Source organism: Qipengyuania sp. YIM B01966, assembly GCF_016461955.1.
Lineage (GTDB): Bacteria > Pseudomonadota > Alphaproteobacteria > Sphingomonadales > Sphingomonadaceae > QFOP01.
In genome coordinates this window covers 310,085-324,123 of sequence record NZ_JADMNM010000001.1, presented here as the reverse complement: position 1 = coordinate 324,123, position 14,039 = coordinate 310,085, and the positions used below count along the sequence as shown (strand labels likewise).

At 68.4% G+C, this 14,039-nt stretch carries 12 protein-coding genes; all 12 read left to right on the top strand.

The features are described 5' to 3' along the window. Position 1: 1 nt before the first annotated feature. The 12 genes from ILT46_RS01680 to murC all read left to right on the top strand — a co-directional run bounded on the left by ILT46_RS01680 (position 2) and on the right by murC (position 14,019). Positions 2–802 carry a Gldg family protein gene (locus ILT46_RS01680; protein WP_199502882.1) on the top strand — a complete coding sequence of 267 codons (801 nt, stop codon included), beginning with the start codon at positions 2–4 and terminating at the stop codon, positions 800–802. Between the two features lie 400 nt (positions 803–1,202). Next, a complete protein-coding gene (locus ILT46_RS01675) occupies positions 1,203–1,655 on the top strand; it encodes a division/cell wall cluster transcriptional repressor MraZ (RefSeq protein WP_370592283.1) in 453 nt (150 codons plus the stop codon). Further along, positions 1,652–2,587 (top strand): 16S rRNA (cytosine(1402)-N(4))-methyltransferase RsmH, encoded by a 936-nt coding sequence (rsmH, locus tag ILT46_RS01670; RefSeq protein WP_199502880.1) that lies wholly within the window; start codon positions 1,652–1,654, stop codon positions 2,585–2,587. Before ILT46_RS01675 ends, rsmH begins: the two co-directional genes overlap by 4 nt. Beyond that, positions 2,584–3,090, top strand: a complete 507-nt coding sequence (locus tag ILT46_RS01665) for a hypothetical protein (protein ID WP_199502879.1) — start codon at positions 2,584–2,586, stop codon at positions 3,088–3,090. The genes rsmH and ILT46_RS01665 overlap by 4 nt, the downstream gene beginning before the upstream one ends. Beyond that, positions 3,087–4,805 carry a peptidoglycan D,D-transpeptidase FtsI family protein gene (locus ILT46_RS01660; RefSeq protein WP_199502878.1) on the top strand — a complete coding sequence of 573 codons (1,719 nt, stop codon included), beginning with the start codon at positions 3,087–3,089 and terminating at the stop codon, positions 4,803–4,805. The genes ILT46_RS01665 and ILT46_RS01660 overlap by 4 nt, the downstream gene beginning before the upstream one ends. After that, positions 4,802–6,292 (top strand): UDP-N-acetylmuramoyl-L-alanyl-D-glutamate--2,6-diaminopimelate ligase, encoded by a 1,491-nt coding sequence (locus ILT46_RS01655; protein WP_199502877.1) that lies wholly within the window; start codon positions 4,802–4,804, stop codon positions 6,290–6,292. The genes ILT46_RS01660 and ILT46_RS01655 overlap by 4 nt, the downstream gene beginning before the upstream one ends. Continuing rightward, on the top strand, positions 6,289–7,764 hold the full coding sequence (locus tag ILT46_RS01650) for a UDP-N-acetylmuramoyl-tripeptide--D-alanyl-D-alanine ligase (protein WP_199502876.1): 1,476 nt from the start codon (positions 6,289–6,291) through the stop codon (positions 7,762–7,764). Before ILT46_RS01655 ends, ILT46_RS01650 begins: the two co-directional genes overlap by 4 nt. 19 nt (positions 7,765–7,783) lie before the next feature. After that, complete coding sequence (mraY, locus tag ILT46_RS01645) at positions 7,784–8,854, top strand: phospho-N-acetylmuramoyl-pentapeptide-transferase (RefSeq protein WP_199502875.1); 1,071 nt, start codon at positions 7,784–7,786, stop codon at positions 8,852–8,854. Next, the gene (murD, locus tag ILT46_RS01640; protein ID WP_199502874.1) at positions 8,851–10,179 is read left to right on the top strand and encodes a UDP-N-acetylmuramoyl-L-alanine--D-glutamate ligase; all 1,329 of its coding nucleotides are present in this window, start codon (positions 8,851–8,853) and stop codon (positions 10,177–10,179) included. The genes mraY and murD overlap by 4 nt, the downstream gene beginning before the upstream one ends. Beyond that, the gene (locus ILT46_RS01635) at positions 10,176–11,420 is read left to right on the top strand and encodes an FtsW/RodA/SpoVE family cell cycle protein (protein ID WP_199502873.1); all 1,245 of its coding nucleotides are present in this window, start codon (positions 10,176–10,178) and stop codon (positions 11,418–11,420) included. Before murD ends, ILT46_RS01635 begins: the two co-directional genes overlap by 4 nt. Further along, complete coding sequence (murG, locus tag ILT46_RS01630) at positions 11,417–12,601, top strand: undecaprenyldiphospho-muramoylpentapeptide beta-N-acetylglucosaminyltransferase (RefSeq protein ID WP_199502872.1); 1,185 nt, start codon at positions 11,417–11,419, stop codon at positions 12,599–12,601. Before ILT46_RS01635 ends, murG begins: the two co-directional genes overlap by 4 nt. Then, positions 12,601–14,019, top strand: coding sequence for a UDP-N-acetylmuramate--L-alanine ligase (murC, locus tag ILT46_RS01625; protein ID WP_199502871.1), 1,419 nt, complete (start codon positions 12,601–12,603; stop codon positions 14,017–14,019). The genes murG and murC overlap by 1 nt, the downstream gene beginning before the upstream one ends. Positions 14,020–14,039: the final 20 nt, after the last annotated feature.

Here is a 14,039-nt window from a genome sequence, read left to right as displayed (position 1 = left end):
AATGCCCCCGTGGCGGGCCGCGGCGGCCGCTGCCCTGCTGCTGGCTGTGCTGCCCGCCTGCCGCGCTGCCGACCCTGCGGCGCCCCCTGCCCGTGAGGACGCTTCGGCCCCTGCCGCGTCTGCGGCGCGTTCGCCGGGGGCGCTGCCATTGCTCGGCCTGTCGACCACGCTGCCGATCTACTGGTCGGAAAGCGGCGACATCGCTCAAACGCTGGCGAGCCCTGCGCCGCCCCATTTCGCCCGCTCCGAGCTGGAGCAAGCCTTCCGCCTGCAACCGCTCGACACGCTCGACGCGGCCAGCCTTGCGCCGTTGCGTTTCCTGTTGCTCGCCCAGCCGCGCGCGCTGACCGGCGAGGAGAATGTCGCGCTCGATGCGTGGGTGCGCGGCGGCGGGCGCCTGCTGTTGCTGGCCGACCCATGGCTGACCGGCCATAGCGAATTCGGCATCGGCGATCGCCGCCGCCCGCAGGATGTCGCGCTGCTTTCGCCGATCCTCGCCCGCTGGGGGCTCGAACTCACCTTTGCCGAGGAGGACAGCACCGAAGAACGCTGGCTCGAAACGCCGGCCGGCCCGCTGCCGGTGGAACTTGCGGGCCAATGGCGGCTGGTCCCCACCGAGGCCGATGCGCCGGCGAGCTGTCGCCTCGCCGCCGACGCGGTGCTGGCCGAATGCACCATCGGGCGGGGGCGCGCGACCATCCTTGCTGATGCAGCGCTGGTCGATGGCGAACGCGGTGATGAACGCCGCGCCGCCGCCTTGCGCGCGGTTGCCCGGCGGGCATTTGCCGGCGAAACCCGGTGAGACCGGGGATGGCACGGGAAAGGGTCGCTAACTGCGGTTTGAACTCAGGCAAATGGTTGATTTTGCTGGCGAGGTTAGGGCGGGGAGCCGGCTTTCCGCCTCGGCGAACTCCCACTGCACTTTCCCGGTACCATAGATGAATCAAGGATTTACCGTTTAATCCCCTAGTTTCCCGTAATTTTCCCTTCCATCCCGCAAGCGCCCGCGATACATCCATGTCCCATCGGACAGGGATTCTCCGTCGCGCGCTGGTTCGTTTCAGCGCGGGGTTGCTCGCACGCGCGGGCGGCTGCGTGGGAGGCGTTTCCGACGTGATGAGCGTGGCTGCGGCCGGTTGGGGGATTGGGGCGAAGTGGCAGGTTCACTTCAGGTTGCATATAACGGACAGGCCTTTTCGCCGGTGGGCGACAAAGGCCGGTTCGTGCTGCCGCCCGCGTTCCGCAAGGCAGTGCGCGACAGTTCCGACGGGCGCATCCTGTGCCTTGCCAAGCATGATCGTTGGCCGTGTCTGGTGGGCTTCGGCCTGTCGCGCCTCCCTGAGCTTGAGCAGCAACTGGACCGCGAAGAGCGGCTGGCGATCGAGCTGGGCCGCGATTTCGACCGCGATGCGCGTTCGCTGGCGCTGTATGGTTTCGAGCAGGTGCCGTTCGACGAAAGCGGGCGGTTCGTGATGCCTGATTATCTGGCGCAACTGGGCCGGATTGCGGACGGCCTGTATTTTCAGGGCGCCGGGCGGTTTTTCACAATCTGGAACCCGGCCGAACTGGCAAAGATGGGCGATGGGTGGGAAAGCGCGCAGGCCGCCTGTGCCAGCCTGGCACAGGAACAATCGACCAGGACCCGCAAGACGTGACCGCGCCGCACATCCCTGTCCTCCTGGATGAGGTGCTCGCCGCGCTCGACCCGCAACCGGGCGATGTAATCGTCGATGCGACGTTCGGCGCGGGTGGATATACGCGCGCGCTGCTGGATGCGGGGGCAATCGTCCATGCCTTCGATCGCGACCCCGATGCGATCGCCGCCGGCAGCGCCTGGCCCGAGGCGTCGTCCAGCGCCCCGCGCCTCGTGCTCCACCCGCGCCGTTTTTCCGAGATGGTCGCCGCTCTGGCCGAAGCCGGGATCGCCCGCGTCGATGGCGTGGTGATGGATATCGGCGTTTCCTCGATGCAGCTCGATCAGGCAGAACGCGGCTTTGCCTTCTCGCTCGACGGCCCGCTCGACATGCGAATGAGCAAGGCCGGCCCCAGCGCGGCGGATTTCGTCAATGAGGCGCCCGAGGCCGAGATTGCCGATGTGCTCTATAATTTTGGCGAGGAGCGCCAGTCGCGCCGCGTCGCCCGCGCGATCGTCGCCGCGCGCCCGCTGACCACCACCGGCGAGCTTGCCCGCGTGGTCAGGAAAGCGCTCGGTTATCGCCCCGGCGCGCCGAAAGATCCGGCAACCCGCAGCTTTCAGGCGATCCGCATCCATGTGAACGGAGAGCTCGACGAGCTGGGCGAGGGGCTGCACGCGGCCGAAACCCTGCTCGGCGAAGGCGGGCGGCTGGCGGTGGTCAGCTTCCACAGCCTCGAGGACCGCATCGTCAAGCGGTTCCTACAGGGCGCGGCCGGGGCGCGCGGCGGCTCGCGCTATCTGCCCGAAACCCATGCCGAGCCGGCCCGCTTCACCGCGATTTCGCGCGCCATCCGGCCGGGCGAAGCGGAACTGGCGCGCAACCCGCGGGCGCGTTCCTCCACCCTGCGCCATGCGCGCCGCACCGCCGCCCCGGCGCGGGAGGCCGCATGATCGCCGCCGGCAGCCGCCTGCGCCAGATCGGCTGGGTGGTGATCCTTGCCATCTGCCTCGCCGGCTTTGTCGCGCTGACCTTTCGGGTCAACGCGGTGAAGAGCGAGGTGCGCCTGGCCGAGCGGCGGATCATCCAGCTCGAGCGCGAGAAGCTGCTGCTCGAAACCGAGGTCGAGACCCGCGCCAACCAGCAGCAGCTGGCCAGCTGGAACGCGCTCGAATTTGGTTACGAGGCGCCGCGCGCCGATCAATATCTCGAAAGCGAACGCCAGCTTGCCGCGCTCGGCACGCCGCGCGCGATCGGTGCGCCGTCGCCGATCCGCGTTGCTCGTGCGCCCGATGCAGGCGAGGCGGGCGCGCCGGCGGCGATGGTTTCGCCGATCACCGGCAAGCCTGTCAGCCCGCCGGAGGATGATGCCGACGATGCCGGCGATATGGCGCCGCTGGCCGAGCGGCTGGCGATGCCGCAGATCGGGCAGGCGCTGGCCGAGGTTCAGCAATGACCGTGCTGACTGCCAGCCAGGCGCTGTCAAGCGGGCGCGGACGGATTGTCACCCTGAGCCGCCGTTCGCTCGAAACCGCGCGGATCCGGGTGCTGCTGATCGCCGGCATCTTCGCGCTGGTGGCGCTCGCCGCGCTGTTGCGGATTTTCTGGTTCGGCCTCACCGATCATGCCGCGCGCACCACCACGCTCGAAGATGCGCTGCTGCCCCCGCGCGGCGAGATTACCGACCGCAACGGCGTGCCGCTGGCCCGCGCCTTCCCGGCCTATGCCTTGTGGTTCAATCCCAAGGCGCTCGGTGACAGCGGCGACCCGCTGGTCAAGGGGCCGCGCCAGGTGGCGGCCGAGCTGGCGGCGATCTTCCCCGACCTCGATCAGGCCGCGTTGGCCCAGCGGCTGGCTTCGGGCCGGCCCGGCTATCTGCGCCGCCGCGTGCTGCCCGAAGATGCCAACGAGGTGCAGGCGATCGGCGAACTGGCGCTCGAGATGCCGCAAGAAAACGATCGCCATTATCCGCAAGGGCGGATGGCGGCGCACGTCCTCGGCTATGTCGCGGCCGACGATCATGGCCGCGTCGGGATGGAGGCGGTCCTCGACAAGCAGCTGACCGACCCGGCGACGCGCGGCACCCCGGTGGCGCTCTCGCTCGATACGCGGGTGCAGGGCGCGCTCGAGGATGAACTGCGCCGCGGGATGCTGTCGACCAATGCGGTCGGGGCGGCCGGGATCGTGCTCGATGTCGATACGGGCGAGGTGCTGGCGCTCGCCTCGCTGCCGGAATTCGACCCCAACCGGATCGACAGCGAAGGTCAGGCGCTGATGTTCAACCGGGTGACCAACCAGGTCTATGAACTCGGCTCCACCTTCAAGCCTTTGACCATTGCCGCCGCGATCGATGCCGGCGTGGTGCGCAATTTCGGCAAGCATTACAATGCCGCCCCGGTCGTCGCCGGGCGCTTCACGATCAAGGACAGCCACCCGCTGGGCGCCTCGCTCAACGTGCCGCAGATGCTGATCCATTCGTCGAACACGGTCACCGCGCGCATCGCCGACGAGCTTGGCCCGGTGCGGATGCGGCAGGCGATGATCGACATGGGCATGAATGAACGCCCCTATATCGAACTGCCGGCGCGCGGCTTTCCGCTGTGGCCGGGCAAGAACTGGGCGCGGCTTCAGGCGATGACGGTCGGTTATGGGCACGGTATCGCCGTCACTCCGCTGCACCTTGCCTCGGCCTATGCGGCGATGGTCAATGGCGGGATCTGGCGCCCGGCGACCTTGCGCAAGGTCGAACCGGGCAAGGCCGCCAAGGGCCGCCGCGTGTTCAAGGCCAGCACCTCGTCAAGGATGCGGCAATTGCTGCGGATGATCGCGCTGTACGGCACCGGCCGCAATGCCGATGCGCCGGGTTACCGCGTGGGCGGCAAGACCGGCTCGGCGGAAAAGCCGGGCGCGGGCGGCTATCGCAAGAGCTCGCTGGTCTCGACCTTCGCCGCTGCCTTCCCGATGGACCGGCCGCGCTATGTCATCATCGCCATGCTCGACGAACCGCAGGGCACCACCGCGTCCTCCTTCCAGCGCACGGCGGCATGGAACGCGGCGCCGGTGGTCGGCCGGCTGGTGCCGCGCATCGGCCCGATCCTCGGCGTGCGGCCCGACGATACGCGCGACGTCGATATCAGCGACCTGAAGCCGCTGGTCGGGGGCGCCAAGTGAGGCTCGCCCGTCTGCTCGATCAGGCCGGGCTGGCGCTGCCCGCCGGCGCCGATGCTGGCGCCGAGGTCACCGGCTTTGCCATTGACCACCGCAAGGTCGCGCCCGGCACCGTGTTCGGCGCTTTTATCGGCAGCACGGTCAATGGCGAGGACTTCATCCCCGCCGCCATCGCCGCTGGCGCCGTGGCCGTGGTCGCCCGCGCGGAGGCTCCGGTGGCCGGCGCCGCGCACATTGCCGACCCGCAGCCGCGCCGCGCCTTTGCCCGGCTCGCAGCGCGCTTCTTCACACCTGTCCCCGCTACCATCGTCGCGGTCACCGGCACCAACGGCAAGACCTCCACCGTCGAGATGGTCCGGCAGATCTGGCGCATGGCGGGCGAGCGCGCGGCGAGCATCGGCACGCTCGGCGTAACCACGCCCGACGAGAGCATTTCGACCGGGCTGACCACGCCCGACATCGTCACCTTCCTCGCCAATATGGCGGGCCTCGCGCGCGAAGGCGTCACCCATGTCGCCTATGAGGCGTCAAGCCACGGCCTCGCCCAGTTCCGCAATGAAGGGCTGGAGGTTGCCGCCGGCGCCTTCACCAATCTCAGCCGCGACCACCTCGATTACCATGCCGACATGGACGACTATTTCGCCGCCAAGGCGCGGCTGGTCGACGAGGTGCTGGCGCCGGGCGCGGCATTCGTGGTGTGGGATGCGGGCGACGCATGGTCGGCCCGGATGATCGAGCGGGCGCGCCTGAGGGGTCTGCGCGTGATGCTCGTGGGCGAGGAGCATGGGTCTGCGCGGCCTGCCGATAGCGGCGACCAGCGCCTCGTGCTCCTCGCTCGCACACCCACCCAATTGGGCCAGGAATTGCGCCTTGGCTGGCAGGGAGAAGAGCGCACGGTCAAGCTGCCGCTGATCGGCGCCTATCAGGCCGCCAATGCGCTGGTCGCCGCCGGGCTGGCGCTGGCCACCGGCACCAGCGCTGGCGCAGTGTTCGACGCGCTCGGCCGCTTGCAGCCGGTGCGCGGGCGGCTCGAACGCGCAGTGATCACGCCGGCTGGCGCGCCGGTCTATGTCGATTACGCGCATACGCCCGATGCGATCGAGGCGGCGATTGCTGCGCTGCGCCCGCATTGCGCCGGGCGCCTGATTACCGTGCTGGGCGCAGGTGGCGACCGCGATCATGGCAAGCGCGCGCCGATGGGCGCGGCCGCCCAGGCCGGGTCCGATCTGGTTATCGTCACCGACGATAATCCGCGCGGCGAGGATCCCGCCGCGATCCGCGCCGCCGTGCTGGCGGGCGCGCCGGGTGCGCGCGAAGTGGCCGACCGCCATGCCGCGATCGCCGCCGCCATTGCCGAGGCCGGGGCAAAAGACATCGTATTGATTGCCGGCAAGGGCCACGAACAGGGCCAGATCGTCGGCGCGGGAGAGCAGATGCGCATATTGCCGTTCGATGATGTCGCCGTCGCCCGCGAAGAGGCCGCGCGATGAGCCCGCCGGCGCTTTCCAATGCGGTGTCGAGCGCGCTGATCCAGTGGCCGCGCGAACCGCGCGATGCGCTCGGCCTCGCTTTGTGGGATGCCGCCGCGATCGCCGCAGCCACCGGCGGCACCGCCAGCGGCGATTTCCAGTGCGCGGGCGTCGAAATGGATTCGCGCGATGTGCGCCCCGGCGATCTGTTCGTCGCCTTGAAAGGAGAGGCGATGGACGGGCACCGCTTCGTCGAGACAGCCTTCGCCCGCGGCGCGGCCGCTGCGCTGGTCGAACGGCCGGTGGCCGGGCCGCACGTGCTCGTCGCCGACACCACCGCCGCGCTGCACGCGCTCGCCGCCGCCGCGCGTGACCGCGCCAGCGCGGTGCGGATCGCGGTGACCGGCTCGGTCGGCAAGACCGGGGTGAAGGAGGCGATTTTCGCCGCGCTCGACCGGGCGAGCCGCGGGCAGGCGCACCGGTCTGTCCGCAGCTATAACAACCATGTCGGCGTCCCGCTCAGCCTGGCGCGGATGCCGGCGCGCGCGCGCTTCGGCGTGTTCGAGATGGGCATGAACCATGCCGGCGAACTCGCCGCACTGGCGCAGCAGGTCCGCCCGCAGGTGGCGGTCGTCACCACTATCGCCCCGGCGCATATCGAGAACCTCGGCAGCGAGGAAGCGATCGCCGATGCCAAGGCGGAAGTGTTCGGCGGGCTGATGCCCGGCGGCACTGCGATTATCCCTGCCGACAGCCCGCATTGCGAACGGCTGTGCGCCCATGCCCGCGCGGCCGGCGCGAAAATCGTGCTGTTTGGCCGCGCCGCGCACGCCGATGTGCGGCTGCTCGATGCGATCCCGGCGGCCAATGGCGGCTCGCTGGTCACGGCTGACATGGGCGATACGCGTCTCTGCTATTCGGTGGCCGAGCCGGGCGAACACTGGATCGCCAATTCGCTCGCGGTGATGGCGGCGGTGCGCGCGGCGGGTGGCGACCTCGCGGCGGCAGGCCTCGCGCTGGGCGAAATGGGCGGGCTGAAAGGGCGCGGGGCGCGCCATCGGATCACAGCGCCCGGCGGCCATGCGCTGCTGATCGACGAAAGTTACAACGCCAATCCCGCTTCGATGCGCGCGACACTGCACCAGCTGGGGCAAACGCCCGCGACCCGCCGCGTGGCGGTGCTGGGGAGCATGAAGGAACTGGGCGATTTTGCGCCGCGTTTCCACGCGCAGCTGGCCGAGCCGCTGGCCGAAGCCAGGGTCGATTACGCGATCCTGGTGGGAGAGGAGATGCGCGCGCTCGCCAGTGCCTTGGGGAAAGGTGCCGCCGGCGCGCTTGCCGGGGGACTGAGCTTCGCCCATTGCGACAATCCTGCCGAAGCGATCGCAGCTTTGGCCGAATACGGGCTGACCGGCGGCGATGCGGTGCTGGTCAAGGGTTCGAATTCGGTCGGCCTCGGCAGGCTGGTGGCCCATTTCGCGGGCGCGGTGTGACGGGTTCCGGGAAGGCTTGATGCTCTATCTTCTCGCCGAGTGGCTGAATTTCGAGGGGCTCTTCAACCTCGTCCGCTACCAGACCTTCCGCGCGGGCGCGACCCTGCTGACGGCGCTGTTCATCGGCATGTTCATCGGGCCGCGCTTCATCAACATGCTGCGTGTGCGGCAGGGCAAGGGGCAGCCGATCCGCGAGGATGGACCACAGACACATCTCGCCAAGGTCGGCACGCCGACCATGGGCGGGCTGATGATCCTCGTCGCGCTGGCGCTCGCGATGGTCCTGTGGATGGACCCGCGCAGCCCGATCGTCTGGGCGTGCCTGCTGGTTACGCTGGGTTTTGGCGCGATCGGCTTCATGGACGATTTCGACAAGGTAACGAAGAAGAGCCATCGCGGTGTGTCGGGCAAGGTCCGGTTGCTGCTGGAATTTGTCGTCGCCGGGGTGGCCGCCTGGCTGATCGTGGGCGAGACGAACACTTTCCTCTACGTGCCGTTCTTCTCGGGACGGGGGATCGAGCTGGGGCTGTTCTATTACCTGTTTGCCGCCGTGGTGATGGTTGGCGCGGGTAATGCGGTCAATCTGACCGACGGGTTGGACGGGCTGGCGACTATGCCGGTGATTATCGCTGCCGGCACCTTTGCGCTGATCGCCTATCTGGTCGGGCGAGCGGACTTTTCCGCCTATCTCGGCATTCCGCACGTGCCGACCGCGGGCGAGCTGGCGATCCTGTGCGCGGGTATCATGGGCGCGTGCCTTGCCTTCCTTTGGTTCAATGCACCGCCCGCCGCCGTGTTCATGGGCGATACCGGCAGCCTAGCCTTGGGCGGGGCGCTGGGTGCGATTGCGGTGGCGACGCAGCACGAGATTGTGCTCGCCATCGTTGGCGGGCTGTTCGTGGCCGAGGCGCTGTCGGTGATCATCCAGGTGTTCTGGTTCAAGCGGACCGGGCGGCGGATTTTCCTGATGGCCCCGATCCACCACCATTTCGAGCAGAAGGGGTGGAAGGAATCGACCGTGGTCGTCCGGTTCTGGATCATCTCGATCGTGCTGGCGCTGATCGGCCTTGCCACGTTGAAGGTCCGGTGATCACCAGCCCCGCCTTTGCCGGCAAACGCTATGCCGTCCTGGGCCTCGCCCGCTCGGGTATCGCCGCGGCCGACGCCTTGCTGGCGAGCGGGGCCGGCGTCACCGTGTGGGACCGCAACGAAGCGCCGCGCACCGCTTTCGCGGGGCGGGCCGAGATTGCCGATCCGCTGGAGATCGACCTGACGGGGTTTGCGGGCGTGGTCGTGTCGCCCGGCGTGCCGCTCAACACCCACCCCATCGCCGCCCGCGCGGCCGCTTTCGGCGTGCCGGTGATCGGCGATATCGAACTGTTCGCGCAGGCGCGCGCCAGCCTGCCGCCGCATAAGGTCGTCGGCATCACCGGCACCAATGGCAAGAGCACCACCACCGCGCTGGTGCATCACATACTGCGCGCGGCCGGCACGCCGACCACGATGGGCGGCAATATCGGCCTGCCCATCCTCGCGCAGGAGCCGCTCACGCCAAATGCCAATGGGGTCGGGGTCTATGTGCTCGAACTGTCGAGCTACCAGATCGACCTGACCTACTCGCTCGATTGCGACGTCGCGGTGCTGCTCAACGTGACGCCGGATCACCTCGATCGGTATGAAAGTCTTGCCGCCTATGCGGCGAGCAAGGCGCGCTTGCTGGCAATGTCGCGCGGCACGCATGTTGACTTTACGCGAGGCGATACTTCTCCGTCCCTCGTCACCCCGGCCACCGGGCCGGATTCCAGCTTTCTCTCGGCTCAAGCTGGCTGGCCTTCGCTGCAAGGGCCGCACAATGCACAGAACGCCGCTGCGGCCATCCTCGTCGCGCAGGCGCTGGGCGTTGCAGATGTCATCGACCAGGCTCTGCGCACCTTCACCGGTCTGCCGCACCGGATGGAGCGGGTCGCCACGCATGACGGCGTATTGTTCGTCAATGACAGTAAGGCGACCAACACCGACAGCACCGCGCCTGCGCTCGCCGCCTATCCGCCCGAAAGCGGCCAACCGCGCATCCACTGGATCGTCGGCGGGCTGCCCAAGGAAGACGGGCTGGGCGCCACCGAACAGCATCTTGCCAACGTCAAGGCCGCCTACACCATCGGCGAGGCGGGACCACGCTTTGCCGAATTGCTCGAGCCCTGCGTTCCCGTGACCCGCTCCGAAATGCTGTGCGAAGCGGTGCGGCAGGCGATCGCGGCGGCGGTGCCGGGCGATGTCGTGCTGCTGAGCCCCGCCTGCGCCAGTTTCGACCAGTTCAAGGATTATGAACAGCGCGGCGACCGTTTTCGCCAGTTCGTCGCCGCGCTGACCGAAGAACCGGGCATCGACCCGTGCGCCGGAGCTCGCGCGGCATGAGCCTGGCCCCGACCTATATCCCGCGCCGGAGCGAGCGTCTGGTCGGCAGCCCTCGCTATCGCAGCACCTGGCGCAGCGAACTGAAGATTTGGTGGCGCGAAATCGACCGCGTGCTCCTCGGTGTGATCCTGACGCTGATGGCGCTTGGCACGGCGGCGGTAGCGGCCGCCTCGCCCGCCAGCGCCGGACGTCTGTCGACCGCGGCCAAGGACCTGCCCGACCTCTATTTCTACTGGGCGCATATCCGCTGGCAGGCAGTGGGCCTCCTGGTGATGCTGGGCGCTTCGATGCTGACCAAGGACAATGCCCGCAGGCTCGGCATCGTGCTCGCCGTAACCATGCTCGGCTTCCTGCTGCTGGTGCCGGTGATCGGCAGCGAGGTGAACGGGGCCAAGCGCTGGATCAATCTGGGGATGCGGTTTCAGCCTTCGGAGTTTCTCAAGCCTGGCTTTGCCATTCTGCTGGCCTGGATCGTCAGCTGGCGGATGCGCGATCCGGGGCTCCCGGTGCTTGGCATCGTTACCGCGTTGATGATGCTGATCGCCGGGCTGATGATGGCGCAGCCCGATTTCGGCGGCACGATCCTGTTCGCCGGCGTGTGGTTCGTGATCCTGTTGCTGGCGGGCATTCCGCTGCGCCGCGTGGGCGCAATGGCAGCTGGCGGGATGGTCGCGGTGGTGCTGACCTATTTCCTCTACGACAATGCGCGCCACCGGATCGACAGCTTCCTCGGCGGCGGCACTGCGTTTGACCAGGTCGATCTCGCCGCGCGCACGCTGCTGGCGGGCGGGTGGACCGGCAGCGGCCTGTGGCTCGGCGTGCGGAAGATGGCGCTGCCCGAAGCGCATACCGATTATATCTTTTCGGTCATCGGCGAGGAATTCGGCCTCTTGGTGTGCGGGCTGATCGTGATGCTCTACCTTGCACTGATGGTCCGCGTACTGGTGCGGCTGGCCGAGGAAGAGGACCTGTTCACCCTCCTCGCCGGGGCCGGGCTGGCGGTACAGATCGGCGGGCAGGCGTTCATCAACATCCTCGTCAATTTGCAGCTGTTCCCGTCCAAAGGGATGACGCTGCCGCTGGTCAGCTATGGCGGATCGTCCACCATCGCTGTGTGCCTGACCGTCGGGTTGCTGCTGGCAATTACCCGGCGCAACCCCTTCCTCCACCGCGAAGCGCGTGGGCTGGCCGGGCTGATCGCGGACCGCCTGCCACCGCTGCCGGGCGAGGTGCGGCGATGAGCGGGGCAAACCGCCATTTCGTGCTCGCCGCGGGCGGAACCGGCGGGCATCTGCTGCCCGCCTTCGCGCTGGCGACCGAGCTCGATCGGCGGGGCCATCACGTTGCGCTGGTAACCGACGAGCGCGGCGCGCAATTGCCGGGCAAGCCCGATTTCCTCCCCGCCCATGTCATCCCGGCGGGCCGTTTCGGCAAGAATCCGCTCGGCTGGATCGCCGCCGCGCGCGCGGTGGCCGAAGGCCGCCGGATGGCCCTGCGCCTGTTCGACAGCTTCGCGCCGACCGCGGTGGTTGGCTTTGGCGGCTATCCCTCGCTCCCCGCGCTGCTGGCGGCGACATCGGCCAAGGTGCCGAGCGTCATCCACGAGCAGAACGCGGTGCTGGGTCGTGTCAACCGGCTGCTCGCCGGGCGGGTCGATGCAATCGCCACCGCCTATCCCGAGATTCGGCGATTGAAGCCAGCCCATGCGGGCAAGGTCCACCTGATCGGCAATCCGGTCCGGCCCGAAGTGCTGGCGCTGCGGGACGAGCCCTATCCCCATTTCAGCGAGGACGGGTTGCTGCGCGTCTTGGTGACCGGCGGCAGCCAGGGCGCGCGGGTGATGTCCGAAGTGGTGCCCGATGGCCTCGCCATGCTCCAGCCCGCCCTGCGCGCGCGGTTGCAGGTGACGCAGCAATGCCGCGCCGAGGATATCGAGGCGGTGCGCCAGCGGTATCGCAGCCACGACATTCCGGCCGAACTGGGCACCTATTTCGAGGATATGGCCGGGCGGCTGGCCGATGCGCATCTGTTCATCGGCCGCGCCGGCGCCTCGACCATTGCCGAATTGACGGTGGCCGGGCGCCCTGCGATCCTGGTGCCGCTGCCGATCGCGACCGACGATCATCAGGCCGCCAACACCGCCGAGATGGTGCAGGCGGGCGGGGCGCGGATGATCCGCCAGCCGGCCTTCACCGCCAAGGAACTGGCCAAGCAGATTCAGGCGATGGCGCAGCATCCGCAAACGCTGGCCAATGCGGCGCACGGGGCGTGGAATTGCGGTCGTCCGCGTGCGACCGAGGATCTGGCGGATCTGGTCGAAAGTTTCGGCGGCGATGCGCTGATGGACGTCATCCGCGTGGGCGGTGACAGCGCCGAGCGGACGGCGGGCTATGCGCTCGGCACGGCGCGGGATAGCGTGTGATGCGCGGCGTGGGGACCGATATCGGGATCATCCATTTCGTCGGCATTGGCGGTATCGGGATGTCGGGCATTGCCGAGGTGATGCACAATCTCGGCTATCAGGTGCAGGGCTCGGACATGGTCGAAGGGCCGAGCGTCGAACGGTTGCGCAGCCGCGGCATGGCGGTGCATATCGGCCACCGGGCGGAAAACGTCGCCGATGCGGCGGTGGTTGTCACTTCGACCGCGGTGAAGCGTACCAACCCCGAGGTTATCCACGCGCTCGACCACCGCATCCCCGTGGTCCGCCGCGCCGAGATGCTGGCCGAACTGATGCGGCTGAAGCGCACCGTCGCGGTCGCCGGCACGCATGGCAAGACCACCACCACCAGCATGATCGCCGCTCTGCTCGATGCGGGCGGCGTCGATCCGACCGTGATCAATGGCGGGGTCATCAACCAGTACGGTTCGAACGCCCGGCTGGGCGATAGCGACTGGATGGTGGTCGAAGCTGACGAAAGCGACGGCAGCTTCCTGCGGCTCGATGGCGAGATCGCGGTGGTCACCAATATCGATCCTGAACATCTCGACCATTATGGCTCGTTCGACGGGGTCAAGCGCGCCTTTGTCGAGTTCATCGAGAACGTGCCGTTCTATGGCGCGGCGGTGCTGTGCATCGACCATCCGGAGGTGCAGGCGGTCATCTCGCAGGTGCGCGACCGGCGGATCGTCACCTATGGCTTTTCCGCGCAGGGCGATGTGCGCGGCGATGCCATCCGCAGCGAAGGCGGGGCCAACATCTTCGACGCGGTGATCCGCAGCCGCGACGGCTCAGTCCGCCGGATCGAGGGCGTCCACCTGCCGATGCCGGGCCGCCACAATGTCCAGAACGCGCTGGCGGCGGTGGCCGTCGCGCTCGAACTGGGGTGCCCGGATGAGGTAATCAGCCGGGGGTTTGCCGCATTTGACGGGGTCAAGCGGCGCTTTACCCGCGTCGGCGAGGTGCCGGCAGGCGATGGCAGCGCGGTCATCATCGACGATTACGCGCATCACCCGGTCGAAATCCGCGCGGTACTGTCGGCCGCGCGCGAGGCGACGCGCGGGCGGGTGATCGCGGTAGTTCAACCACACCGGTTCACCCGGCTGCGCGATCTGATGGATGATTTCCAGGGCGCCTTCAACGATGCCGACATCGTCTATGTCGCGCCCGTCTATACCGCCGGGGAAGAGCCTATCGCAGGCGCCGATGCGGCGCATTTGGCGCAGGGGCTGCGGGGCCGGGGCCACCGCTTCGCCGCCGAGATTGCCGGGCCTGAAGACCTCGCCGCACGGCTGGCTCAGGAGGTTGCGGCCGGCGACATGATCGTCTGCCTCGGCGCGGGCGACATCACCAAATGGGCGGCGGGCCTTGCCGCCGGCATCGCGGAGGCGCGCCGATGAGCGAGCATCAGCGCGGCGAT